The sequence below is a fragment of the Janthinobacterium sp. FW305-129 genome (assembly GCF_020858115.1).
Lineage (GTDB): Bacteria > Pseudomonadota > Gammaproteobacteria > Burkholderiales > Burkholderiaceae_D > Janthinobacterium.
The window spans coordinates 774,486-800,563 of sequence record NZ_JACYMM010000001.1 but is presented as its reverse complement, the minus strand read 5'-3'; the positions used below and the strand labels follow the sequence as shown (position 1 = coordinate 800,563).

At 68.2% G+C, this 26,078-nt stretch carries 14 protein-coding genes; 10 read left to right on the top strand and 4 right to left on the bottom strand.

The window, feature by feature from the left end; translation table 11 throughout:
- Window positions 1–55: 55 nt before the first annotated feature.
- The 3 genes from IGS61_RS03325 to IGS61_RS03315 all read left to right on the top strand — a co-directional run bounded on the left by IGS61_RS03325 (window position 56) and on the right by IGS61_RS03315 (window position 3,823).
- A complete protein-coding gene (locus tag IGS61_RS03325) occupies window positions 56–1,606 on the top strand; it encodes an MFS transporter (RefSeq protein WP_230538293.1) in 1,551 nt (516 codons plus the stop codon).
- Window positions 1,607–1,639: 33 nt separating this feature from the next.
- A complete protein-coding gene (locus IGS61_RS03320; protein ID WP_230538292.1) occupies window positions 1,640–2,440 on the top strand; it encodes a TOTE conflict system archaeo-eukaryotic primase domain-containing protein in 801 nt (266 codons plus the stop codon).
- A 147-nt stretch (window positions 2,441–2,587) separates the two neighbouring features.
- On the top strand, window positions 2,588–3,823 hold the full coding sequence (locus IGS61_RS03315) for a hypothetical protein (protein ID WP_230538291.1): 1,236 nt from the start codon (window positions 2,588–2,590) through the stop codon (window positions 3,821–3,823).
- A 246-nt stretch (window positions 3,824–4,069) separates the two neighbouring features.
- Here the strand turns inward: IGS61_RS03315 and IGS61_RS03310 are convergent, their stop codons facing one another.
- On the bottom strand, window positions 4,070–5,131 hold the full coding sequence (locus IGS61_RS03310) for an NAD(P)H-dependent flavin oxidoreductase (RefSeq protein ID WP_230538290.1): 1,062 nt from the start codon (window positions 5,129–5,131) through the stop codon (window positions 4,070–4,072).
- A gap of 87 nt (window positions 5,132–5,218) precedes the next feature.
- Here IGS61_RS03310 and IGS61_RS03305 point away from each other — a divergent pair, with 87 nt between their 5' ends.
- Window positions 5,219–6,094, top strand: a complete 876-nt coding sequence (locus IGS61_RS03305) for a LysR substrate-binding domain-containing protein (protein WP_230538289.1) — start codon at window positions 5,219–5,221, stop codon at window positions 6,092–6,094.
- On the top strand, window positions 6,091–7,221 hold the full coding sequence (locus tag IGS61_RS03300; RefSeq protein ID WP_230538288.1) for a YbfB/YjiJ family MFS transporter: 1,131 nt from the start codon (window positions 6,091–6,093) through the stop codon (window positions 7,219–7,221). The genes IGS61_RS03305 and IGS61_RS03300 overlap by 4 nt, the downstream gene beginning before the upstream one ends.
- A gap of 3 nt (window positions 7,222–7,224) precedes the next feature.
- On the opposite strand, the gene IGS61_RS03295 is transcribed toward IGS61_RS03300, so the two are convergent.
- From IGS61_RS03295 to IGS61_RS03285, 3 genes are read right to left on the bottom strand one after another with little or no spacing between them, the layout of a single operon-like run.
- Window positions 7,225–8,265, bottom strand: coding sequence for a serine hydrolase domain-containing protein (locus tag IGS61_RS03295; protein WP_230538287.1), 1,041 nt, complete (start codon window positions 8,263–8,265; stop codon window positions 7,225–7,227).
- The gene (locus IGS61_RS03290; RefSeq protein ID WP_230538286.1) at window positions 8,256–9,053 is read right to left on the bottom strand and encodes an alpha/beta fold hydrolase; all 798 of its coding nucleotides are present in this window, start codon (window positions 9,051–9,053) and stop codon (window positions 8,256–8,258) included. The genes IGS61_RS03295 and IGS61_RS03290 overlap by 10 nt, the downstream gene beginning before the upstream one ends.
- On the bottom strand, window positions 9,050–10,066 hold the full coding sequence (locus IGS61_RS03285) for a M14 family zinc carboxypeptidase (protein WP_230538285.1): 1,017 nt from the start codon (window positions 10,064–10,066) through the stop codon (window positions 9,050–9,052). Before IGS61_RS03285 ends, IGS61_RS03290 begins: the two co-directional genes overlap by 4 nt.
- Before the next feature lie 209 nt (window positions 10,067–10,275).
- Here IGS61_RS03285 and IGS61_RS03280 point away from each other — a divergent pair, with 209 nt between their 5' ends.
- The 5 genes from IGS61_RS03280 (at window position 10,276) to IGS61_RS03260 (ending at window position 26,072) form a co-directional block, all read left to right on the top strand.
- Window positions 10,276–11,016, top strand: a complete 741-nt coding sequence (locus IGS61_RS03280; RefSeq protein WP_230538284.1) for a hypothetical protein — start codon at window positions 10,276–10,278, stop codon at window positions 11,014–11,016.
- Window positions 11,013–11,588 (top strand): RNA polymerase sigma factor, encoded by a 576-nt coding sequence (locus IGS61_RS03275; RefSeq protein WP_230538283.1) that lies wholly within the window; start codon window positions 11,013–11,015, stop codon window positions 11,586–11,588. Before IGS61_RS03280 ends, IGS61_RS03275 begins: the two co-directional genes overlap by 4 nt.
- A gap of 8 nt (window positions 11,589–11,596) precedes the next feature.
- Window positions 11,597–12,577 carry a FecR family protein gene (locus IGS61_RS03270; protein WP_230538282.1) on the top strand — a complete coding sequence of 327 codons (981 nt, stop codon included), beginning with the start codon at window positions 11,597–11,599 and terminating at the stop codon, window positions 12,575–12,577.
- Window positions 12,578–12,732: 155 nt separating this feature from the next.
- Window positions 12,733–25,350 carry a filamentous haemagglutinin family protein gene (locus IGS61_RS03265; protein ID WP_230538281.1) on the top strand — a complete coding sequence of 4,206 codons (12,618 nt, stop codon included), beginning with the start codon at window positions 12,733–12,735 and terminating at the stop codon, window positions 25,348–25,350.
- On the top strand, window positions 25,347–26,072 hold the full coding sequence (locus IGS61_RS03260; protein WP_230538280.1) for a sigma-70 family RNA polymerase sigma factor: 726 nt from the start codon (window positions 25,347–25,349) through the stop codon (window positions 26,070–26,072). Before IGS61_RS03265 ends, IGS61_RS03260 begins: the two co-directional genes overlap by 4 nt.
- Window positions 26,073–26,078 lie beyond the last annotated feature (6 nt).

The window sequence follows — 26,078 nt, the reverse complement described above, 5'->3', positions numbered from 1 at the left end:
AGTCGAGGCTTTCTAGAATGGCGGCTCGCGGTGCGCCGTCTCTACGCGCCCCTCCATGACTACCGACATCAAGGCTTCGATGCTACCGACTACTTCGCAACAAAATGCACTGACCCTGGCCGCCGTGTGCCTGGCCTCGCTCATGTTTGGCCTGGAAATTTCCAGCGTGCCCGTCATCCTGCCCACCCTGGAAACCGTGCTGCATGGCGGTTTCAAGGACTTGCAATGGATTATGAATGCCTACACGCTGGCTTGCACCACCGTGCTGATGGCAACCGGTACCCTGGCCGACCGCTATGGCCGAAAACGCTTGCTGCTGGCCAGTCTGGCGCTGTTCGGCCTCAGTTCGCTGGCATGCGGCTGGTCCGGCAGCACCGGCGTGCTGATCGCCGCGCGCGCGCTGCAAGGCATGGCCGGCGGCGCCATGCTGATTTGCCAGGTGGCCGTGCTGTCGCAGCAGTTCCCGGCCGGCGCCGCGCGGGGCAGGGCGTTTGGCGCCTGGGGCATCGTGTTTGGCCTGGGCCTGGGCTTCGGTCCCATCATCGGCGCGGCCATCGTCGCGCTATCTGGCTGGCAATGGGTATTCCTCGTGCACGGGCCGCTGGCCGTCGTCGCGCTGCTGCTGGCGGGCCTGGGCGTGAGCGAATCGCGCGACCCGCAGCGGCGCAAGCTGGACGTGGCCGGTATCGCCACCCTGTCGCTGGCCGTGTTCAGCCTGGCGTGGTGCATCACGCAGGGGCCGGCCCTGGGATTTTCCGACCCGCGCAGCGTGGCCAGCCTGGCCGTGGCGCTGGCCGGTTTTGCCGCGTTTGCCGTCATCGAACGGCGCCAGCCTGAGCCGATGATCGATTTTTCCGTCTTTCGCATCCGCCGTTTCTCGGGCGCCTTGCTCGGTTCGGCGGGCATGAATTGCAGTTTCTGGCCTTTCATGATTTATCTGCCCCTGTACGTGCAATATGGCCTCGGCTACGGCAGCCTGGGCACGGGCCTGACCCTGCTGGCCTACACGGTGCCCACCTTGCTCATGCCGCCGCTGGCCGAGCGGCTGGCGCTGCGCTACCGGGCCGATGCGGTCATTCCCGCCGGCTTGCTGGCCATCGGCGCAGGTTTCCTGCTGATGTTGTGGGGCAGCCGTGCCGAAACTGCCACCTGGCTGACCATCCTGCCCGGCTGCCTGCTGGCCGGCACGGGCCTGGGCTTGACGAATACGCCCGTCACCAACACGACGACGGGCGCCGTGCCGGGCGAGCGGGCGGGCATGGCGTCCGGCATCGACATCAGCGCGCGCATGATCAGCCTGTCGGTGAATATCGCGCTGATGGGCTTTATTCTCGTCGCTGCCATCCAGTCGGCCCTGCGTCAGCATGTACCCGGCGGACTGGACGCGGCTACCTTGCGCGCCATGGCGGAGGATTTGTCGGCAGGCAAGGGCGCCGGCGCGTTGCCGGCCGGCGTGGCGAAACTTGCGCTGGCACAAGGCTTTGGCGCCGTGATGCTGTACGGCGGCGTGGCCGCCTGCCTGTTCGCCGTGGCCAGCTGGCTGGTGTTTCGGGCCGGGAGGACGAGCGCGCCAAGGGGCGGGGAGGCTATAATCGGGGCACGTTGACAAGTGTTGCTCAACGTTATTACGAGGCTGCCCATGCATAAACTGATTTCCGAACTCACCCGCCTGTACCTGTTCGAGGAACAGCAGCACTACGTCGATGCGCAGGGCGGCGTCCAGCCGTTGACGCCTGCCGTGCTGGCGCGCCACCTGGCGGGCGAACAGACGGTGGCGGTGCAGCTGGTGAGCGAACGCGGCCTGGCGCGCGCGCTGGTGCTGGAGTTTGGCGGCAAGGGCGGCGGCGAGGCGCACTGGAGCGCGCTGTGCACGATCGCCAATGCCGTGCAGCACGAGCTGGACTTGCCGGCGCCCGCCGTCAGCATCTCGGGCACGGCGTTCCAGCTGTGGCTGTCGCTGGCCACGCCCGTGCCCGCCGCCCAGGCGCGCCAGTTCGTGCAGCTGCTGCGTTCCACCTTTTTACCCGCCTCGACCGACATCCTCGCCGTCGCGCCGCCAGACTACGTGGAACAGGCGGCGCTGCCGCCGTGTTTGCAGCCGTCGGGCAAGTGGGCCGCCTTCATCCACCCCAGCATGGGCGCCGCCTTCGTCGACGAACCGGGCCTGGACATGCCGCCGCCACCGGCCGCCCAGCTGGGTTTCCTGGAAAGCTTGCGCAGCATCAATCCAGCCCAGTTCGCGCAGGCGCTGGCCAAGCTGCAGGGACATGCGGGACTGGCCGACGCCACGCCCGCGCCTGCGCCCGTTCCCGCGCCATTGCCGGCGATCATGCCCGTCGCCCAGCCTGGCTTGCTGCTGCAGGATGCCACGCTGGAAGACATCGTGCGCTGGCTGCATGCGCGCAATATTGAGCCGACGTTCCGGCACAAGCTGCCCTGACTGGCGCCGGCATTGGCGTGGCACCGTGCGCTTGTTGCGCAAGTGCAACTAGCGAAATAAATACCCGCATGGTGGTATTTGGAGATTGTCTTTCTGGCATGCCGGCGGGAAGATACAGACTCTTCCATTATAAAAACGGGGATGGCCATGCAAGGGACTCGCTTTTTTGCCGCAGCACTGATCATGTCGCTGCCATGCACGCCGGCCCTGGCCGTCGTCACCGTCAAGAGCCTGACGGCGAATATCCAGAAGGAAAAGAATGCCGTGGACCTGGGCCAGGAGCTCAATGGCTTTTTCAAGAATGGCGGCTGTTCCTTGCCCAAGGAGCTCGTGAAAAAGCTGGACAAGAAAGACAAGGCTTACATTCCCGGAGAGCTGAAGAACATACTGGCGCGCGACCTGACGGCCGATGTCGACAAATATTCGGGGCAGAGCGTGCTGAAGGTCTTGAATACGGCGATGTTCGTCGACACGAAGTCCAATGCCAGGCAAGTGACGTTGACCGGGGCGGAAACGTATGCTGGCTACGATCCGCTGCACAATATGGATACGCAGACGAATAATTTTGCCTATGCGATGGATTGTTCGGGTTTCCTGAATTCGTCCATCAGCGTCGCCGGCGGCATTTCCGGCAACGACGGCGCCATCGCCGCGAAAAATGCGCTGGAGACAAAGAAATCCATGCTGGCGGTAAAGGCCTCCGTCTTTTCCCCGATCGCGCTGGCCATTTCCCCCGATATCGGCGGCAATCTGAGCCGTCGCCAGCGCATCAGCGTCCTGTATTCGCTGTCGCGGGAAGTCAGAGGGGCGGACCCGGCCGCGCCCGAGAGCACCAGGGTGACGTCGGGCAGGATGCTGCCCGCGGTGTGGATTTCAAGCGCGGGGGCGTCCTCTTTCCAGGGCGAGAGTAATTTGTCAGGCAACGGCAGCGCGGGCATCGGCGTGCTGTCCGCCTCGGGCAGCACGGCCGGGAATGCGACTTTTTCGAAAAGCATCGCTTTCAGCCAATTTGACACCTACATCATCAACTCGCAGGAAATTTCGACGGTGGAAGCGGATTTGAAGACCATCAATGAGACGGTCGTTCAACTGGTCAACGCGACGATCAGCGCCACGCGCCTGTTGCAAATCGGCAAATCCTTCCAGGTATTCTTTGACTTGCCGCGCCTGGTTTGTCAAAAAAACTGGAGCATCAGCAGTCTCAAGTCGGCGGATGTGGCCTTGCCTGGCACGGTACAGACGGCGTGGGACGGGCAGAAAGGCTGCGAAATGATGATACAGCCCGCATCGCCGTTGGCAAACGATGAAACGGGCCTGGTGTTGCAGGCGGCCAGCGATTTGACGCAGGGGCTGCAGTTCGTGCTCAAGGCGCCCATGCCTTGATGGCTGGCGTACGCCATGGCGTGCCGGCGCCCGGCGGGTGGCGGGGTCAGGTCTGCTATTCGGACACGATCTCAGCCTTGGGCTTAGGCTCACAGCAAACTATGATTTATTAATTGTCAATACGGCTCGACTAACTATGCTGCGTATGCGTACAGACGCTGAGCTCACGCAGAGACTTCAGCTTGGGGATTGGCATAGCTGGGCCTGTGTCGGAATGGCAGACCTGACCCTCAAACGCGTGCTGACTCAAGCCGCTATTTCCCTGGCCAAAGTCAATACCAATTCCTCCGCCCCCATTTCCCGCGCCAGCGGCGCGCCCTGGCCTGCCCATTGCGCGGCGAATTCGCTGTCGCCGTGCCGGCTCGCCAGCGCATTCAGTTGCTTGGCGGCATCGTAGGCGACGGGATAATCGGCCGGCGGCGGGCTGCCGGGCGCTTCGCCGTGTTCGATCAGCCGGTTCACCATGCCGCGCGCCAGGCGGCCCGAGAGCACGCTGGTCAGGCGCGTGCTTGCGGCCCGCGCGCTTTGCAGGTTGGCGCGGTAGCCCGCATTGGCCGACGATTCCGGGCACAGCACGAAGGCCGTGCCCAGCTGCGCGGCTGCTGCGCCCAGGTCCAGCGCGGCGCGGATGCCTGCTCCATCCATGATGCCGCCGGCGGCGATGACGGGGAGGGCAGTGCGGCCCGCCAGCAGCCGCAGCAGCACGCTGGTGCTGTGGCGCTCGTCCGGCGCCTGCGGGTCGAACGCGCCCCGGTGTCCGCCCGCTTCCACGCCCTGCGCCACGATGGCGTCCACGCCCGCCTGTTCGATCAGCAGCGCCTCGCGCAGATTGGTGGCCGTGGCCATCGTGTAGATGCCGGCCTGGCGCAGGGCGGCGATCTGCGGCTGCGCCGGCAAGCCGAAATGGAAGCTGACGACGGCGGGGCGCAGTTCCAGCAGCAGGGCAAACGCTGCCTCATTGCCGAGAAACGTTTGGTAAATCTCGTCGAGTTCCGCTGGCACGGGCGCGCCCAACTCCGCGAACAGGGGCGCCAGATGGGCCAGCCAGGCCGCTTCGCGCCGCGCATCGCGCACCGCCGGCGCATGGCAGAACACATTCACGTTGAAGAGGCGGTCCGTCAGCGCGCGGGTTTCCTCGATCGTCTGGCGCGCCTGCGCCACCGTGCCGGCGCCGATGGCCAGCGAACCGAGGCCGCCCGCATGCGAGACGGCGGCCGCCATGCGCGGCGTGGAGACGCCCGCCATCGGCGCCTGGATGATGGGGTGCTGCAGGCCGAGACGGTCGAGGAAGCGCTGGATTGAAGTCATGATGTTTCCTTCATCAAGTTGAGGATGCCGCATTCAGTTCTTATTTTGAGAATATAATAGCATGATAATTCTTAAATCGAGAACGTGATGGACATGGAATCCCTGACGATTTTTTGCGCCGTGGCGAGTGAGCTGAGCGTCACCCAGGCCGCAGCCCGGCTGGGCCGCGCGCCGTCCAGCGTCACCACGCGCATCCAGCAGCTGGAAGCCGATATCGGCGCGGAACTGTTCGTGCGCACCAATAAACGCATGGCGCTGACGGCGGCGGGCGAGCGCTTTCTCGAATATGCGCGGCGTTTGCTGGCGCTGGCGGACGAGGCCCGCCACGTCGTCACGGGCGGGCGCGAGGGCGGAACCTTGCGCGTGGGCAGCATGGAAAGCACGGCGGCCAGCCGCCTGCCGGCGCTGCTGGCCGCGTATCACGCCCGCCATCCGGACACGCGCCTGGCGCTGAGCACGGGGCCGTCGCGCCCCCTGATCGAGCAGGTGCGCACGGGTTTGCTCGACTGCGCCTTCGTCGCCTTGCCGCCAGCGTTCGGCGGCGCCGCCGCGCTGGAAGAGCTGGGCCTGGCGTCAACCGCCGTATGGCGCGAGGAACTGTGCTTGCTGCTGCCGGCCAGCGAAGGGCAGGCGCGGCGCCCCGCGGACGTGCGCACGCGCTCGCTGGCGGCCTTTCCCCAGGGCTGCACTTATCGCGGCATCGCCGAAGAGCTGCTGGGCGTGGCCGGCAGCACGCAGTGGCGCGTGCAGGAGCTGAGTTCGTATCACACCATGATCGCTTGCGTGGCGGCCGGCGCCTGCGTGACCGTGCTGCCGGCCAGCGTGCTGGCGCTGTCGGACGCGCCGGCCAGCCTGGCGACTATTTCCGCAGGACAAGCCGACACCGTGCTCGTGTGGCGCGCGGGCTTCGACGTGCCCGCGTTCCAGCACTTGCTGGCGCAACTGGGCGAGGCGGCGCCGTGAGCGGGGCGGCCAGGCTGCGTGCGGCCATCGCCGCGGCGGCCATTCTTGCCATCGGCATGGGCTTTGGCCGCTTTGCCTTCACGGCCATCTACCCGCACATGGTGGGCGAAGGCGTCTTGAGCTTGCGCGACGGCAGCCTGGCCGCCTCGGCCAACTATGCCGGTTATTTGCTGGGGGCCATCCTGGCCATGCGCGCGCGGGCGCCCGGCGCGCACCGGCTGTGCCTGTGGTCGGTGGCCGGCACGGCGCTGTGTCTGGGCGTGCTGGCCTTGCCGATGCCCGTCTGGCTCATCGTGGCCGTGCGGGGCGCGGCGGGCGTGTTCAGCGCCCTGGCCATGGTGGCAGCCTCGCTGTGGCTGCTGGTGCAGCGCGGGCATGGCCGCGGCGCGCCGCTGCTGTACGCGGGCGTGGGCGCGGGCATTGCCGTGTCGGCCGAATTGCTGGTGCTGGCATCGCAGCTGGGCTGGCGCAGCGCCGGCATGTGGCTGCTGCTGGCCGGCGTCGCCGTGCTGCTGGGGCTGGCGGCCGCGCCCGCCATTGGCGCAGGCGGCCAGGCGACGCCGGACGCGCCGCCGCAAGCTGTTACATCGGCCCTGGCGCCCGTGTCGCCATGGCCGCTGGTGCTGATCTACGGGCTGGCGGGACTCGGCTACATCGTCACGGCCACCTACTTGCCCGTGCTGGTCGGCGCGGCCCTGCCCGGGCTCAATTCCGCCCACGTGTGGGCCGTCTTCGGCCTCGGCGCGGCGCCGTCGTGCTTCCTGTGGCACCGGCTGCACGAGCGCCTGGGCACGCGCCGGGCGCTGCGGCTCAATTTGCTGCTGCAGGCGCTGGGCGTGGCCTTGCCCGTGCTGGCGCCCTCGGCCGCCGGCTACCTGCTCAGCGCCATCCTCGTCGGCGGCACGTTCGTCGGCACGGTGACCATCGCCATGCCGGCCGCGCAGCGGGCCGCCGTCAGGGCAGGCACGAACATGATGGCCATCATGACGGTGGTGTATGGCGTGGGCCAGATCATCGGCCCGGTGCTGGCCGGCAGCCTGTATGCGCAGTCGCACAGTTTCAACAGCGCACTATTGGCGGCGGCCGGCGCGCTGCTGCTGGCGATTATCGTCAGCCTGCGGCTGTAAAACTCAAAGATCGAAGGCGCAGCGCATGAAGTCGCCCCGCAGCGCGTTGATCCTGGCGAAATCGCGCGTGTAATACAGCTTATTGGTCAGCAGCACCGCATAACGGCCGCGCCGGGGGCTGATCCACATGGCCGTGCCCGTGAAACCCAGGTGGCACCAGACATCGTCTTCCGGCCCCGTGCCTGCCGCCGGATGCCAGAACAGGCCGCGCGACGGGTTCAGGGTGCCCGTCTGCACCGTCAGCGAATCCCTTACCCAGCCGGCATTGAACACCTCGCCTTGCTGGGCCAGCATCGCTCGCAGGAAGCGCTGCAGGTCCGGCACATTGGAAAACAGCCCGGAAATGCCGCACACGCCGCCCAGCAGCCGGGTCGAAAAATCATGCGTCACGCCGGCAAGGTGGGCGCCCGCCTGCTCGCAGTATTCGGTCGGCGCGACTTGCCTGCCGCGCCCTGGCGCCAGCGGGCCATAGCCCGTGGCGGCCATGCCCAGCGGCCGCAGGACATGCTCTGCGAGGGCCTGTTCCAGCGGCATGTCCAGCAGCCGCTCGATGACCAGGCCGAGGATCAGGGCCGCGCGGTCCGTGTATTCCACGGCCCGGCCCGGCTTGCCTTCCAGCGGCTCGCGCAGCACGCCGCGCACGATATCGTCGTATGCCTCGCCATAGCTGGCGCGCAGGCGGGCGCGCAGCGGCAGGCCGGCCGTATGCGTGAGCAGCTGGAAAATCGTGACGGGCGCCAGCGCATAACCGTGGGTGCCGGGCAACAGGTCGGCCAGCCGGCTGTCCATGCCCAGGCGTTCCTGCTTTACCAGGCGTCCCGCCAGCGACCAGACGCTGATGATCTTGGTCAAGGAAGCGATATCGAACAAGGTATCGATTTGCATTTCGGCACTGTCTGGCCCGGGCGTGAGCCGCCCGGCCGCGCCCGCCACGCCGTGGCCGATGCCGCCCACGGCCCAGGCGGCGCCCGGGAAAATGCGCTCCTGCACGCCGGCCTCGGCCAGCGCTGCCAGTTGCTCTGTACTGCCGCTTGTTATCCGCATGATGACTGCCCTGTGCCGGCATGCTCCGTCCCTTCTTCCCCCAGCCAGCGCACCACCGACTGCGCCACCCATTCGCCTTCGTCCAGCGGCAAGTCGTGTCCGGCGTCGCCGTGGATCAGGCAATCGGCTTGCCAGGCGCGCGCCAGCCGCTGCGAGCAGCGGTGGTCGACCAGTTGGTCTTGTGCGCCGGCCATCACCAGCACGGGCATGGCCGGACGGCTGGCGGGAGCGCGGTAGCGGGCGGCCGACAGCAGCTGGCGCAGCGCGTTGCGGCGGCTGACGGGGTATTCCTGCTGGAAACTTAGCCAGTTGGCCAGCAGCGCGGGGTCGCCGCCAGCATGCCGGCGGCTCGTCAGGCGCAAGATCAGCGCTTCCTGGCTGCGTGCATCGCCGGCCAGCAGCTGGCGCAGCAGGGCGCCATAGTTTTGCCAGCGCAGGCGCCGGTAAAACGGACTGAACGGCCGCATGCTGGTGTTGATGAGTACGCAGCGGGCGATTTCCTGCGGGTAGCGGTGACCCCATTCGACGGCCACCATGCCGCCCAGCGACAGGGCCAGCAAGTGGTACGGCGCGGGGATGCCGCGCGCCTGCAAGTCCTGGCGGCAGCTGTCCACCATGGCGGCCACGCGGGTGGCGCTGTCCTGCGCGTGGCGCGTGCCATTGCCGGGCAAGTCGGGCGTGACGATGCGGGCGCCGGGCAGGGCGCGCGCCAGCGTGGCGGGAAAGGTGCCCCAGTGGCGCTGTTCGCGCATCAAACCGCGCAATAAAATCCAGGTGGGCGGGTTCATGATTCGTACCATTGCGCCAGGGCGCGCCGGCGCTGCGCCTTGCGCAGCAAGCCTTCCGGCATCCAGCGGCCGTGGCTGCTGGCGGCGCGCATGAGGAAATCGAACCACACCAGGTGCCGGCGCAGCACGCGCTGCAGGCGGTGCGCGGCCGTGGGATTGAAGATGCTGACCCGGTTGAACAGCTGGCGCGGATTTTTCTTGACCCACAGCCACGAGCCCATTTCCAGGGTCAGCGGCAGGAACACGCGGCCCGTGTAGCTGGTGCCGTTCAAATACAGATAATCCCACAGGTCGCCATGCGTGCGGTATTGCCGGCTTTGCGGCTCGAACACGTAGTTGTGGTTGGGGTAGCTCTGGCTGAACAGCTCTTCCAGCGCGCCGATCTCGGCCAGGTGTGCTATCGGCACCTTGGTGTGGGCGTGGGGAAACCAGATGCGGTCGCGCAAGCCGAAGCCGGAATGGCAATCGAGGGCGATGCTGAACTGGCGCGACAGCAATTCGCGCTCGACGAGGTCGCACACGGCCCGGCTTTCCAGCTCCATCGCGCCATCCGCCGCGCCCCGGTACCAGGGCAGGCGGGCGCTGTAGCGCTGGCCGCCGAGCATGAACGGCACTTTTTCGCGCGCGCTCAAGGGCGCATTGCGCATCAGGTCCACGCCGCGCGGATTGCAGCGCGTGGCTTGCCACATGCCGCCCGGATTGACCAGCGGCATGAAGACGAGGCGCATGCTTTCCAGCTGCTGGTGCAGGGTGGCATCCCAGCGCAGGCGGGCGACCAGGCTTTCCAGGAAAGACAGGATGACTTGCGTGCCGATGCGTTCGAGGCCGTGGATGCCGCCAAACAAGCCCAGCACGGGCACGTCGGGACTCGGATTGCCCAGCGCAATCGTGTACACGGGAAACTCGCGCCCATCCATGGCGATGCTGCAGGGCGCGGCCACTTCCAGGTGGCTGCCGCCCTCGTCGATGAGGCGCTTCAGCATGGCCAGCTCGGGCAGGTTCTTTTCGATCATCAGGCGTCTGAAAGGGAAAGTGACAGCCAGTGTAGCTGAAATCATTGGCGCGCCGGCTGTCCCGCATGGCGAAATTTATTGGTGACAGGCATGTCACGAAGCCGTCATGTTTGCTGTGTAGCCTGTTGCAGTTGACGCAAGGATTGTTAATGTTGAACACCCCCAGGCGTCCTGCTTTACTTCTCACACGATAGCGACACGATAGCGATATGACAGGCAGCCCGGCATCCGTCCATGTGCTTGCGCTGGCGGGATACCTGGTTTTGCTGGGTTTCCTGGCCGCGGTGGGGCCCGTGCGGGCGCAGCCGGCCGACGGCCCCGTGCTGCAGTTCGATATCGCCGCGCAAAACCTGGGCGACGCGCTCGACCTGTACAGCCGCCGCACGGGCATCGCCGTGCTGATGGACCAGCGCTACGCGCAGCGCCAGTCGGCCGCCGTGCGCGGCGCGCATGCGGCCGGTGCGGCCCTGCAAGTCTTGCTGGAGGGCACGGGCCTGCAATCGCGGCTGTCCGACGCGCAAGCCGTCATCGTGTATGCCCCGGCCGCGGCTTCAGCGCTGGCCGCAGCGGACTTGCCGCCGGCCGCCGTCGTGGCCGCCGCCGACATCCCGGGCGCCGCGCAGGGCGGCGGCGACCACCTGGCCTATGTCAGCCGTCTGCAGCACGTGCTGCTGGGGCTGCTGTGCCGCGCGGCGCAGACGCGTCCCGGCGGCTACCGGCTGGCGCTGCAGCTGTATCTGAACCGTGCCGGCGTGGTGGACCGCGTGCACCTGCTCGACAGCACGGGCTTGCGCGCGCGCGACACGGCGATTGCGCGCGTGGTGCTGGGCATGCGCGTGGGGGCGCCGCCGCTGCCCACGATGCCGCAGCCCGTCTCCATCCTGCTGCTGCCGCAAGGCCCGGGCAGCGAAGTCGATTGCGCCGCCGCGCAAGGAAGCTCCGCGCCATGAGCCTGCCCGACCTGCGCACCAGGCTGAAAGGCCACCTCAGTTCGCGCTACGCCGTGCTGCGCTGGCGCCTGGAAAGGGTCGTCGGCTGCAAGCACCATGCGGCCGATGCGCTGCAGGAAACCTGGCTGCGCCTCGAAGCGATGGTGTCGCCTGGCCCCGCCGCCGCGCCCGTCCACAATCCCGACGCCTACCTGCTGCGCATGGCGGCCAATATCGCCACCGATGCCTACCGCCGCGACCGCATCATCGTCACCGAGCGCGAACGCGACGAGCTGATGCACATGGCCGACGAGGCCGGCGACGACATCAGCGACCCGGCGCGCATCGTCTCGGCGCGGCTCGACGTGCAGGCGCTCGACGCGGCGCTGGCGGGCCTGTCGCCGCGCCGCCGCGCCATCCTGACGGCGGCGCGCATCGACGGCATGCTGAATGCGGACATCGCCGAGCGCTTCGGCATTTCCGTGGCGATGGTGAAGAAAGAATTGCAGGCCGCCATGCAACACTGTAAAACGTGCATGGCCGACGCCGAGGCCGTCCAGCGCAGCGATGTGTCGGGCCGCCGTAAATATTGATGAATCTCATGACTGCTCCTGACCGCGATCAACGCGCCCCTTTTAATCGTGCCGGCAGCGACGCTGCCATCGGCCGGCAAGCCGCCGCCTGGTGGGCGCGGCTGCGCTCCGACGATTTCACGCAAGCCGATGCCGCCGCCTTGCGCGCCTGGTGCGCGCGCAGCCCCGACCATGCGCGCGCCTGGCGCGACCTGCAACACTTGTGGCAAGCGCTCGATCCCGCCTTGACCCGCGCCGCCGCCGCGCCACAGCGGGCGAACGTGCTGGCGTTTCCGCTGCGCCCCGGGCGGCGCGCCTTCCTTGGCGGCGCGCTGGCGGCCGGCGTGGCCGTGCTGGCCCTGCGCCCGCCGCTGGGCGCCTGGCCGTCGTTGCAGGAATTCGCCGCCGACTACCGCACGGGCACGGGCGAGCAGCGGCAGGTGGCCGTGTCGCAGCAGATGACGGTGCAGATGAATACGCAGACGCGCATCGACGTGCGGGCGCCCGAGTCCATCGAACTGCTGGGCGGCGAGGCGGAAATCCTCGCCAGCGGCGCGCGCCAGCCCGTCACGGTGCTGGCGGGAGCGGGGCGCCTGCTGGCGCAGTCGGCCCGCTTCAATGTGCGCCACACGGACGACGCCGTCTGCGTCACCTGCCTGGCGGGCGCCGTGGAAGTCGTCTGGCAGCAGCGGCGCGTGACCCTGGACGCGGGGCAGCAACTGGCGTACGACGAGCGGGGCGTGCAGGCCGCCACGGCTGCAGCAAAGGGCGAGGCCAGCGCCTGGCGCACGGGCGCGCTGTCGTTCGTCGGCAAGCCGCTGGCCGATGTCGTCGATGAAATCAACCGCTACCGGCCCGGTCGCGTGCTGCTGCGCAATCCCGAACTGGGCCGCCGCCTCGTGCGCATGCGCTTTTCCATCGGGCAAACCGATGGCGCGCTGGCGATGATACGCGACCTGTATGGCGCGCAAATGACAAGCTTGCCAGGCGGCATCGTCTTGCTCAGCTGATTCCGGGTTTTCCTTTGGCGGGCTTATTTGAAAATATTTAAAAATATTTTCCAAAAAACATTATCCCTTCCGCCATCGAGCTACGTCATGGAGGCATGGACGCTTGCGCTACCGCCAGGCTCCGTTCCCTACTCTCTAGCCAGGAAACCATTGCCATGACCAAGTTTCACACTGCCCAGCGCCCCGTCCCGAACGTCGACAAGGGCGCGCAGCGTAGCTCCACGCTGGGCAGCCGCTTGCGGCTCACGCCGCTCGCTTACGCGCTGACCACCATGCTGATGGCGGGTGCCTTCACCACGCCGGCCCGCGCGCAGCAGGCGTTCAGCGGCGGCTGGTTCGCGGCCAAGGGGGCGAACCAGAATACGGCGGCCAGTTCGGGCCGCTTGCCGAATGGCCAGCCGCTGCCCCTGGGCAGCCGCCCCGAGGGCCAGCAACAGCAGGCGAACCAGCAGTTGCAGCGCTCGCTCAACAACCTGAACCTGGCCGCGCGCGCCATCGCCGCGCAGCAAGCGGCCCAGGCGCAGGCGCGCCAGGCCGCTGCCGGCGGCGCCAGCGTGCCGAACGGCCTGGCGCAGGGCGGCTTGCAGGTCGACACCAACAGCCTGACGGCCGGCTGGATCAATGCCCAGGGTCCCGTGCAGACGGTGGCGAACGGCAAGACGGCCGTGGTGGTGCAGCAGACGGCGGACAAGGCCATCCTGAACTGGGAAACGTTTAATGTGGGCAAGGACACGACCCTGACGTTCCAGCAACAGAAGGACTGGGCCGTGCTGAACCGCGTCAACGATCCGCAAGCCCGACCCAGCCAGATCCAGGGCCAGATCAAGGCCGATGGCACGCTGCTGCTGGTCAACCGCAACGGCATCGTGTTTAGCGGCACGAGCCAGGTCGACACGCGCAGCCTGGTGGCGGCCGCGGCCCGCATCGGCGATGCGCAATTCCAGAAAAACGGCATCTACAGCGCCGGCACGGCTGGCGCCACGACTTTTACGGACGCGGGCGGCAAGGTGCAGGTGCAGGCGGGCGCGCGCCTGGCCAGCAATGCGACCAAGGGCAGCACGGAGGGCGGCGGTTATGTGATGCTGCTGGGCAAGGAAGTCCACAATGGGGGCGAGATCAGCACGCCCAAGGGCCAGGCCCTGCTGGCGGCCGGCGACAGTTTTGCCATTAAAAAAGGCGTGGGCACGGACGGCAATCCGCTGTCGACCACGCGCGGCAGCGAAGTCACGCCGCAGTTTGCGGCCGGCAGCACGGCAGGCAAGGTCGTCAACACGGGCCTGATCCAGGCGCGCGAAGGCGACGTCACACTGGCCGGGCGCACGGTGCAGCAGGACGGCGTGCTGCTGGCGTCCACCACCACGGCCACGCGCGGCACGATACACCTCAATGCCCTGGGCAGCGACGCCGCCGTCACCATGGGCCGCGGCGCCACCACGGCCATCGTCATCGAGGACGACGGCAAGACGACGGCGCTCGACAGCCAGCGCGACGCCATGCGCGGCCCGGCCGTGACGGGCACGGAAAATATCCTCGCCGTGAACGACCGCCGCGACCAGTCGCGCATCGAGATCGGCAGCGCCGGCACGGTGGAGTTCCTCGGCGACTCGCTGACCCTGGCCACGGGCGGCCAGATCGCCGTCAACGCGGCCAGCCGCAGCCTCGTGCGCGACGGCGCCCAACTCGACGTTTCCGGCGCCGTGGGCGTGAAGGTGGCCATGGAAGCGAACAATGTCGAGATCAATGTGCAGGGCAACGAGCAGCGCGACGCGCCCGTCAACCGCGATGGCAAGGCCTTGCTCAACAGCAGTATCTGGGTCGACCGCCGCAAGCTGGTGTTCGTGCCAAAAGGTACGAACGGCTACGACAGCGACCGCTGGTACACGGCTGGCGGCTTGCTGGAAGTGGCCGGCTACCTGGGCACGCAGGGCCATTCCGTCAGCGAATGGATGGCGCAGGGCGGCACGGTCAGCTTCGGCGGCAAGGATGTCGTCACGCAGCTTGGCTCCGCCATCAACCTGTCGGGCGGCACCCTGGACGTGCAGACGGGCGCGCTGCGCCAGACCTGGCTCAAGGGCGCCGATGGCAAATTATATGAGGCGGGCAGCGCGCCGGCCGACCTGGCGTATGCGGGCGTGTACAAGGGCTACGAGGAAGAACATGCGCGCTGGGGCAAGGAAGCCAGCGCGTTTTACGCCAGTCCCCTGATCGCCGCGCAAAAACGCCTGGAAAACGGCTACACGGTGGGCCGCGACGCCGGCAAGCTGGTGGTTGCGACCGGTTCTGCCGTGCTGGAAGGGGCGATTGCGGGCGAGGTCTTCCAGGGCGAGCGCCAGACGCAGGCGCCGCAGGCCCTGCTCGACGGCTACCAGCAGTCGCAGCTGGCGGCCGCGCAGCGGGGACAATTGATCGTCGGCCAGTACCAGCCCATGTTCGACAAGCGCACGGGCGTGCTGCAGCATGCATTGTCGGCCGTCATGGACGAGGTGCGCCTGACGCGCGTGCAGGACGGCATCGCCGCCGGCCTCGACGTGACAGGCGTGCTGGCGCCCGAGCGCCAGGGCAAGCTGCTGCTCGATACTGGCTTGCTCAATGAGCAACGTCTGGGCGCCATCCGCCTCGCCGCGAAAGGCGCGATCACGGTCGACAGCGCGCTGCAGGTGGCCGATGGCGGCAATATCACCCTGTATGGCAAGGACGTGGCGATCAACGCCAGCCTGCGCAGCCATGGCGGCAGCATTGCGGCCGGCAATGTGCTGAACCAGGTCGGCGCGCTGGGCATGGTCGATACGGTCGTGAACCCGGGCGGGCCAGCGGGCCAGCTGGTGCTGGCCGACGGCGTCACGCTCGACACCAGCGGCTTGCTGGCCAATGTGCTGCGCGACCCGCTGGCCGCTGCCGGTTTGCCATATATCAATGGCGGCAATGTCACGCTGCGGGCGAACGGCGACGTGCGCATCGGCAGCGGCAGCCTGATCGACGTCAGCGCGGGCGCGGCAATTCTTTCTCAGGCGAAACAGCAGGGCGGCAAGGGCGGCAACGTGACCCTGGCCAGCTATGGCGCCAAGGCCGACCTGGTGCTGGGCGAGGGCGCGCAGCTGCGCGGCCATGGCGTGACGGGCGGCGGCAAGCTCGAATTACAGGCGAACAAGATTGTCATTGGCGACATTGAAAAACCCGTCGCAGGCGCCCTGCACCTGGGCGGCGACTTTTTCGACAAGGGCTTTTCCAGCTACAGCCTGCTCGGCAAGCAGGGCTTGACGGTGGCGGACGGCACGCAAGTCGACGTGCGCATGCCCGTGCTGCGCGTGGTGGACAATGAAAAACTGGCCTTGTGGACGCCGGAGCAGGTCACGGAAAACGCGCTGAAGAGCACTTTGACGCAGCGCAAGGGTGCCAGCCTGGCCCTGCAGGTGGGCGATATCCAGTCCGGCGCGGCCGACATGGCCAGCGCCGAGTTGCTGATAGGCAAGGGCGCCGTGGTGAGCGTCGATGCGGGCCAGGCCATCAAGCTGGCCAGCGTGGGCCAGCTGACGGTGGAAGGCCGGCTGAACGCCTGGGGCGGCAAGATCAGCCTGGGCGGCGTGGGCGTCGACGTGAACGTCTCCGAAGCGGTGGAAGCGGCCGGCCATGGCCGTTCCATCTGGATAGGCGAAAACGCCGTGCTCGACGTCGCGTCGCGCGCCGTCACGGCCACGGATGCGCAGGGCCGGCGCTACGGCAAGGTGATCGATGGCGGCAGCATCGTCATCGGCGGCGAGATCGACCATGCGCAGGGCAGCACGTCGGCGGCCAGCCTGTTCGTCGTCGTGCGCGATGGCGCCGTATTGGATGCTTCCGGTGCGCACGCCGTGCTGGACGTAAACGGCGCGGCCGTCGACGTGGCCAGCGCGGGCGGCAGCATTGCGCTGGCGTCGAACAACGGCTTGTACCTCGATGGCCAGCTGCTGGCCCGGGCGGGCGGTGCGGGCGCGGCGGGCGGCAGCCTGTCCGTGGCCACGGGCACGCCCGTCTACCTGAAAACGCTGGCGACGGACAAGGTGCTGCAGGGGCGCCAGCTGGCCTTGACGCAGAGCAAGGTTGCCAGCGACCTGGCCGGCGGCGTGCATGCGCAGGACGCGGCACCGCTGCTGCAGTATGGCCATGGCCGCTACTCGGTGGAGCAAGTGGAGGCGGGCGGCTTCGGCAACCTGTCCCTGCTGGGCGCCGCCTCCTTCGATGGCGACGTGTCGCTGACGCTGCAGCAAAGCTTCCAGCTGTACGGTGCGCCCGTGCTGGCGCCAGGCAGCAAGCCCGGTGCGAAGGTCGGCATCGCGGCGCCGTACGTGCGCCTGGCCAGCGTCAAGCCGGCAGGGCGCGACTACTATGTCACGCCGGGCACGGCGGGCCAGTCGCCGGTGGCCGGCCAGGTCAGCATAGCTGGCGACCTGATCGACGTGCGCGGCATGGTCAATGTCGTCGCCGACGACGTGCGCCTGACGAGCCGCGGCGACCTGCGCTTCCTGCTGTCGCCGCTGGGATGGGATGGCAACCAGGCGACGACGGTGCTGTCCACGCCGGGCGACATGACCCTCAGCGCGGCCCAGCTGTATCCGGAAACGGGCGCCGGCGCCGCCGTGCGGGCCGGTTATGGCAGCATCAATGGCAAGATCGGCTACGATCCCGCCCATGCCCTGCACATCGCGCGCACCACCGACAGCGTGCCGGCCATGCCGTATTCCGCCTTCGGCTCGCTGGAACTGGAGGCCGCGCACATCGAGCAGGGCGGCGTCGTGCGCGCGCCGCTGGGGCGCCTGGCCATCGGCGCGGCACGCTATGACAATGACAAGAGCCTGACCGTTAATTTGTTGCCAGGGAGTATTACCTCTGTCAGCGGTGCCGGCCTGGCCATGCCGTATGGCGGCACCGTCGATGGCCAGAACTGGAACGTGGATGGCAAGTTGACCTCCCTCATGGGCGTGGGCGGCTTCAATGCGCAGGGCGCCCTGCGCCTCGGCGTGGAAATGGCCGGCGTGGCCGTGGACGTGCGGCCGGGCGCGCTGCTGGACCTGTCCGGCGGCGGCGAACTGACGGGCGCCGGTTTCATCGCCGGCCGCGGCGGCTCCACCGACGCGCGCTACCATCCGCTGGTACAGGTGGGCGCAAACGGCGGTTTTGTCCTGCCGGGTCTGGCGACGAATCCCGTGTACGCCATCGTGCCGGGCGTGCAGGCGCCGCAATCGCCTTCGGGCGGCGACAAGGCGGCATCCGATGCGGCCATCGGCCGGCAGGTGACGATAGGCAATGGCGTGCCGGGCTTGCCAGCCGGCACCTACACCCTGATGCCATCGACCTATGCCTTGCTGCCGGGTGCCTTCCGCGTGGAACTGAACGGCCTGGCGGGCCAGGGCAGCGCCGGCACGCTGGCGCAGCAGCTGCGCAACGGTTCCTGGGCGGCGCCTGGCACACTGTCGATCGCCGGCACGGACATCCGCGCGCCGCTGGCCAGCCAGCTGATACTCACGCCGGCCAAGGTCTTGCGCACGTACTCGCAGTACAACGAAACAGGCTATGCCGCGTTTGCCCTGGCCGATGCGCAAACGCGTGGCATTCCCCGCGCGCAGCTGCCATCCGATGCCAAGACGCTCAAGCTGACCCTGGCGCAAGGCGGCGGCCTGGACACGTTCCAGTTCAATGGCACGGGCAAGTTCGCCGCAGCCGAGGGCGGCTATGGCGGCAGCGTGGTGCTGATGCCGAACATTAACTCCGCTGGCGTGATTGAAATCCTCGCCGACGGCGCGCCGGCCACCAGCGGCGCCGGGCAGGTCAGCGTGCGCGCGTCAAGCCTGAACAATATCGGCGCGGCCCGCATCGTGGTGGGCAATTCATCGACGGTGGAGTATGGCCAGGGCGGCAATTACGTGAATTTCGGCGTCAACTCGGCGCGCGCCATCTACCTGCGCGCGGGAGCCGTCCTGTCGGCGCCCGAGGTATTCCTGGTGGCCCAGGATCCTGGCAATTATGAATTGGGCGATGGTTTGATCGATATCGCCGCCGGCGCCGGCATCAACACTGTGGGGCGCGGCAAGGCCGCGTATGACGCCAACGACGGCTTCATCTACAAGAGCCGCCCGGATGTGCACGTGCTGGCCGCCTCGAACGGTTTGCTCAATGTGGCGCCGGTTGGCGGCGCGACGCGCGGCGGCATCCGCATCGGCGTATGCGACGACGCTTGCGGGGGCACAGGTACGGGCACAGCGAGCCTGTACTCGGAAGGCACGTTGCTGCTGTCGACCACCGGCAGCTTCCAGCTGGACGACACGGCGCGCTACGGCACGCGCAACCTGAGCCTGGCCGTGGGCGCCATCAATATTGGCTCGAACGAGGCGCTGGCGGCGGCCCATGCCAGCGGCACGCGTTCCACCGGCCTGGCGATGAACCAGGGCTTGCTGGACCGCCTGCTGCGCGGCGATACCAGCACGGGCGCGCCGGCCCTGCAGGCGCTCATGCTGAGCGCGGCCGACAGCGTCAATTTCTATGGCGACGTGGTGCTCGATACCTATGACAAGGGCACGGGGAAATCGACCCTGGAGCGCCTGGTGCTGACCACGCCCGCCATGTATGGACAGGGCGGCGCCGATGCCGTGGCGACCATCCGCACGGCTAACCTGATCTGGGGTGGCGCCCTGTCGCCGGCCGGCAATGTGATTACGCGCGGCGCCGGCACGGGCAGCGGCACCCTGAACCTGGAAGCGGAGCGTATCGATTTCGGCTTCGGCCCCTTCACGCAGCCGGCCGGCGTCGCCTCGTTCGACCGCCTGGCGCTGGGCTTTGGCAAAGTCAACCTGAAAGCGTCGGGCCAGGTGACGGCCAATCACAAGGGCAGCCTGTCCGTCTACCAGGCGCAGGGCGCCTATGAAACGGGCAAGGGCTACCAGTACAGCGGCGGCAACCTCCATATCAGCACGCCGCTGCTGACGGGCGACGCAGGTTCCGCGCACAGCTACACGGCGGGCGGCGCGCTGACGGTGGCGGCCCCGGCGGGCGCGGCGCCAGCGGCCCCCGTCAGGAATAACGCGGCGCTGGGCGCGCAACTGGCGCTGAACGGCGACAGCGTCACCGTCGCAACGGCCGTGGTGTTGCCTAGCGGCAAGCTGACCATTAGCGCCCAGCACGACATCAGCGTGGCCGACGGCGCGCGCATCGACATGGCGGGCCGCAAGTCCACCTTCTTCGACGTGGACAAATACAGCTGGGGCGGCGACGTGACCCTGGACAGCCGCGCCGGCGATATCCGCGCAGCCAGCGGCGCCGTGATCGACCTGTCGGCCGAGAACAACCGCGCCGGCAGCCTGAAGGCCGTGGCGCTCGATGGCGCGGCCGGCATGGTGGACTTGCAGGGCAAGATCCTTGGCGGCGCCAGCGGCAGCTATGACGCGGGCGGCACCGTCGTGCCATACAAGAAGGGCAGCGTGGACGTGCGCGCGCAGACGCTGGGCGCGGGCGGCACGCTGGACAGCCAGTTCGCGTCGCTGAACACGCGCCTGACGGAAGGCGGCGTGACGGGCGGGCGCAGCTTCCAGCTGAAACAGGGCGACTTGACCATCGTCAATGAACTCAAGGCGGGCGAGGTGCAGGTATCGCTCGACAACGGCCGCCTGACGGTGGCCGGCACAATCGACGCCAGCGGCGAGCGCGTGGGCAGCATCCGCCTGGCCGGCAAGCATGGATTAACTTTGGCCGGCAACGCCGTGCTCGACGCGCATGGCACGCTGTTGCGCGTCGACAGCTATGGCAAGATCATCGACAGCCCGAACCGCGCCATGGTGGAACTGAATGCGGGCGAGGGCACATTGGACCTGGCCGGCGGCGCGCAGATCGACGTGCGCCACGGCACGGTGGCCGTGGCCGGCAAGGGCAAGGGCGAACACGACGGCGCCGCGCGCGGCACCGTGGAACTGAGCGCGCCGCGCCTGGGCAGCGGCGGCGTTCGCACGGATCTTGATGCGGCCACCTTCGGCGACATCGCCATTGCGGCCGGCGGCGGTTTGACGATACGCGGCGCGAAATCAATCGCCGTCAACGCCATGCAGCGCTATGACGATGCGGCCTACGCCACGGATCTGTCGGCCAGCGGCCGCCCCTACCAGGTGATCGACCAGGCATATCTCGACGGCAAGCATGCGGACAGCACGGCTTTCATCGACGCGGCGCTGGCCAACACGAACTTGCGCAATATCAAACTGGCGGGCTTGACCACGGCCGCGTATGCCGAGGCGCTGCATTTGCGCCCCGGCGTCGATATCGTCAGCAAGACGGCGGACGGCGACCTGGTGGTGCGGGGCGACCTGGATCTGTCGGGCATGCGCTATGCCAGCCTGAACCCGCGCTTCCCGCACACGGCTGTGCGCGGTTCGGGCGAGGTGGGCAGCCTGCTGCTGCGCGCCGGCGGCGATTTGAGCATCTACGGCAGCATCAATGACGGCTTCGCGCCGCCACCGGCCACCAAGGACGACGGCGGCTGGGTCTTGCTGCCGGGGCGCGACATCAATGGCAGCGACGTCATCGTGCCGGGCCAGGGCGTGACCGTGGCCGACGGCACCTTGTTCCCGGGCGGGATCGCGCTCAATTACGACGTGCCCCTCAAGGGCTTCAATCTGCTCGCCGACACGCGCCTGCCCGTGGCCGCGACGCTGGACCAGGCCGTCACCTTGCCGGCCGGCACGGTGCTGGCGGCCGCCGTGCGCGACAGCGCCGGCAACATCGTCCATGCGGCAGGCAGCTTGCTGGCCACGGCGCAGACCTTGACAGCCGGCATGCGCCTCGACGCGGGCAGCGTGCTGGCGCAAGCGGTCAAGGTGCGCGCCATGACCTGGCCCAAGGGCGTGCCCCTGCCTGGCGTGGCGGGCGAACGCTCGGTGTTTGCACTCAATGGCAACCTGGCGCTGGCCGTGGGGGCGCTGATCCCGTCCGGCACCGACGTCAAGCTGATGCCCAATGTGGATTCAATCCAGCTGCGTCCGGACGTGGCGGGCAGCCAGGGCAAGCTGTGGGCCATCGCGCCCATGCTGGCGGAAGGCTCGCAAGCATGGGGCATGCGCCTGGTGGCCGGCGCCGACCTGGAGGCGGCCGACACGCGCGGCGTGCAGGCGCACCCAAGCCACGGCACCCTGCGCCTGGCCGACAGCCATTACGGCATGTATGGCATCCTGATCCCGCCGAAAGGCGTGCAGTACTGGAGCAAGGAAGCGGGAGAGCAGGGCATCGAAGGCGTCGTGGCGGGCGAGCCGATCTCCGAGGAATTCCTCAATCAGAACGGCACCACGATTGCGCAGTTCTGTGCCGACACCCCCGGCTGGTGCGATCTGAGGGTGGCCTACGTGTGGACCAAGGCCGGCGCGGAAGAGTTTGCGGATGACAACGTGAAGGCGGGCGACCTGCTCGACCCCGTGGCGCTCAAGTGGCCGACCATTTGCGAGGACAATCCCACCTGGTGCGGCCTGCCCAACGCCACGTTCGACTACAAGGCGTCGAGCCTGCGCCACAGCGTGCTGCGCACGGGCACGGGCGACCTGGACCTGGTCAGCGGCGGCGACTTGCGCGTGGACAGCCTGTACGGCGTGTACACGGCCGGCATGTCGTCCACGGCGACGTCGGCAGGCGACCCGTTCAACCAGGCACGGGCGCGCAATGCCGACGGCAAGGTATTGAACAATCCGGACGGTGCGCACGAACATCTGGTCGACGGCGGCGCCGACAGCATTTACCGCGCATGGTATCCGGACCAGGGCGGCAATCTGCTGCTGCAGGTGGCCGGTGACTTGAGCGGCTCGCTGATCGACGCGGCTGTCGCCAGCAACCTGCGTCCCGTGAGCAAGGATGGCATGGCTGACTCGGTGGCAGTGGGCAACTGGCTGTGGCGCCAGGGCAGCGGTGGCGTGGCCACAGGCGGCGCGCCCCAGCCGACGGCGTGGTGGATCAATTTCGGCAGCTACGTGGCCCGCGATACCCTGGCCGATACGGTGCTGGGCTTTACAGGCTTCGGCACCCTGGGCGGCGGCAATCTGCGTGCCGACGTGGCAGGCGATGCGGGCGTGCTGGCGCCGCTGACGGGCAGCTCTTATAGTGAAAACATCAACCGACGCTCGCAGGGCTTGCTGCTGGCTGTCGGCGGCACGGGCCGCGTGCAGGCCGACGGCAGCCTGCTGCTGACGGGCGGCGGCGACCTGGACCTGCGCGTGGGCGGCGCCCTCAACCCCGCCAGCAAGCCCGGTGGCGGCCACCTGAATGGCGCGCTGGTCGACTTGCGTGGCCACGTGGAAACGTTGGCCACGCAGTTGGGCAGCGTGGCGCTGGAATACGGTACGCGCAATACGGATCACGTGCCGCTGGAAACGCGCGCCTTTGACGCCTTCCGTGCCACGCGCGCCTCGCCCCGGGGCGGCATGACCCTGGTGCCGGGCGATGCCACGTTCAACGTGGCGACGCTGGGCGACCAGGTGCTGCAGGACGTTGCCGACCCCGGCCGCGTGACCGCGTTCAATGCCACGCCGTTTACCGGCGCGGCGGGCGAGCAGGGCTTTGGCTACAGCTGGTTCAGCCTGTGGACGCCGCGCACGGCGCTCGACCTGTTCTCCGCCGGCGGCAACATGACGCCGTTGACGGCGCCGGTCGGCACGGCCACCGACCTGGCCATCGTCTATCCCTCCATCGTGCGGGCGGCTGCCGCGAATGGCAGCCTGTACTACGGCAAGACCATCGCGGATTGGGGTAGCGCGTCCGTGTATGCGGATCCTTTGGTGCTGGCGCCGTCTTCCAACGCCCAGTTGCAATGGCTGGCCAGTGATTCCATCTATGCGGGCGGCTATGCCATCAGCCAGTCCGGTGCGGCCGCCGACAGCATCGCGACGCCGTTCAAGCCTGGCTTCACGGGCTGGGATATCAAGTCTTACGTGACCAGTCCCCTGGCTAGCAATGTCTCAAGCACGGGGACGCCGGCAACGAAATGGAACTTCCCGCTGTTTGCCTTCGGCCCCAATTCCTCGGCCGGCTCCGCCAACAGCGGCACGCAAGCGGCCCGTATCTATGCCGTCACGGGCGACCTGGTGGGCGTGAATAGCGGCCGCATCCTCGCCTTTTCCGACGCCAAGCATGCGGGCATTACCTGGTACGAGGGCGGGCAGCCCGTGTGGATGAAGGCGGGCCGCGATATCGTCGGCAGCGGCACGGCGCAGCTGGAAGCCATCAATGGCCAGGCCAGCGGCAGCGAGATGCGTTTCGCCAATATCAGTAACCTGGTCGTGCACAATAATGCGTATGACGTGTCGCTGGTGTCGGCCGGGCGCGATATCCTGAACAGCTCCTTCAACGTGGCCGGCCCCGGCACGCTCGATATCAGCGCCGGACGCAACATATTGATGCAGGACAAGGGCAGCGTCGTCAGCCTCGGTCCTGTCGTCGCCGGAGATAAACGCCCGGGCGCCAGCATCGCCATGCAGGCGGGCGTGGGCGCGGCCGGTCTCGACTACCTGCGCTTCGTCAAGCCGTATCTGGACCCGGCCAACGTGGCCCAGGCGGGCGTGCCGCTGGCCGACCAGGCTGGCAAGGTGGTGAAGTCGTATGCGACCGAATTGACGACCTGGCTGAATGAACGCTACGGCTTCAAGGGCACGGCCGCCGAGGCGCAGGCCTTTTATCTGGCCTTGCCCGAGCCGCAGCAGCGCGTGTTTGCCCGCGACGTGTATTTCGCGGAACTGAAGGCGGGCGGGCGCGAGTTCAACGATGTGGACAGCGCCCGCTACGGCAGCTTCCTGCGCAGCCGCAACGCCATCGCGGCCCTGGCGCCGGCCGCCGACGCGAATGGCAAGGCGATTGCCTATGCGGGCGACATCGTCATGTACCGCGGGCTGTACGCGGTGCGCAATGATGGCGAGCAGCGCTGGGACTATTTCCCCCGCAGCGGCTACGTGCACACGAACTTTGGCGGCGACATCCAGCTGTTGACGCCGGGCGGCAAACAGGTGTTCGGCATCGAAGGCGAGGCACCGCCGTCGACCTCGGGCATCATCACCAAGGGCGGCGGCAATATCGAGCTGTTCTCGCACGGCAGCATCCTGCTGGGCCAGAGCCGCGTCATGACGACGTTTGGCGGCGATATCCTGGGCTGGTCGTCGCAAGGCGATATCAACGCGGGCCGCGGCTCGAAGTCGACCATCGTCTATACGCCGCCCAAGCGCGTGTATGACAACTGGGGCAATGTGACCCTGTCGTCCGACGTGCCCAGCACGGGCGCCGGCATCGCCACCCTGGCGCCGATCGCCGAAGTGCCGGCCGGCGACGTCGATTTGCTGGCGCCGCTGGGCACCATCGACGCGGGCGAGGCGGGCATCCGCGTGTCGGGCAGCGTCAACCTGGCCGCGCTGACGGTGATGAACGCGGCGAACATCCAGGTCAAGGGCGAATCCAAGGGCATGCCGGCGGTGGCGTCCGTCAACGTGGCCGCCATGACGAACGCCAGCGCGGCCGCCACGCAGGCCACGGCCGCCGCCCAGGACGTGGTGCAGCGCGAGCGCGCGGCCACCCGCGCCGCGCAGCCGTCCGTGTTCACGGTGCGCGTGCTGGGCTTTGGCAGCGACGCCCCGCCCGACAGCGCGCAAGCGGCACCGCAGGAGGGCGCGCGCACCGAGGCGGCCGACTACAACCCGCGCAGCGCCGTGCGCGTGCTGGGCCTGGGCCCGCTGCCGGAATCGGCCACGCGCCAGCTGACGGCGCAGGAACGCAGCAGGTTGTCGCCATGATGGCCGGCATGGCGAATGTGGCCGATGCCTTGCCCTTGCGCATGGCGGGCGCTGCAGGCATGGCCAGGTTCCGGCCCGCCATCCGGCCCCGCCGGCAGGCGGCCAACGACGTGGCGCCCCTGCCGGCGCCGGGGCAGGGCGCCCGGCTGCAGGCGGTACTGGAAAGCAATTACCGGAGCCTGCACCGGCGCCTGGCGCGCCACCTCGGTTGCGCCGAACTGGCCAGCGACAGCCTGCACGACGCCTGGCTGCGCCTGGGCGCGCTGGCGGCCGGGGATGGCGCGACGCTGGCGCACAGCCCCGTCGCCTACGTGTTTCGCGTGGCCTGCAATGCGGCCATGGACAGCCTGCGCCGCAACCGCGCCTGGCTGTATGCGGACGAGGGCGATGGAGATGGCGCCGCCAGCCTCGTCGATTTCCTGGCCGATACGGCGGCCGGGCCGGAGCGCCTGGCCGAGCTGCAGGCCGACGTGCGCCGTCTGGCGCAAGCCGTCGAGCTGCTGCCGCGGCGCCACCGGCAAGTGCTCGAAGCGCTGCGCGTGGATGAGCTGACCCGCCAGGAAGTGGCCGAGCGGCACGACATGTCCTTGCGCAATGTCGATACGGCCTTGCGCCAGGCGCTCGACCACTGCGCCCGCCACACGGGGTATGCGGCGCAGGGGGGCGTCGGCACGACCCGGCGCGGTTTGAGGCTGAACGTTCGTTCGCGTACAGACGCGTAGGAATCC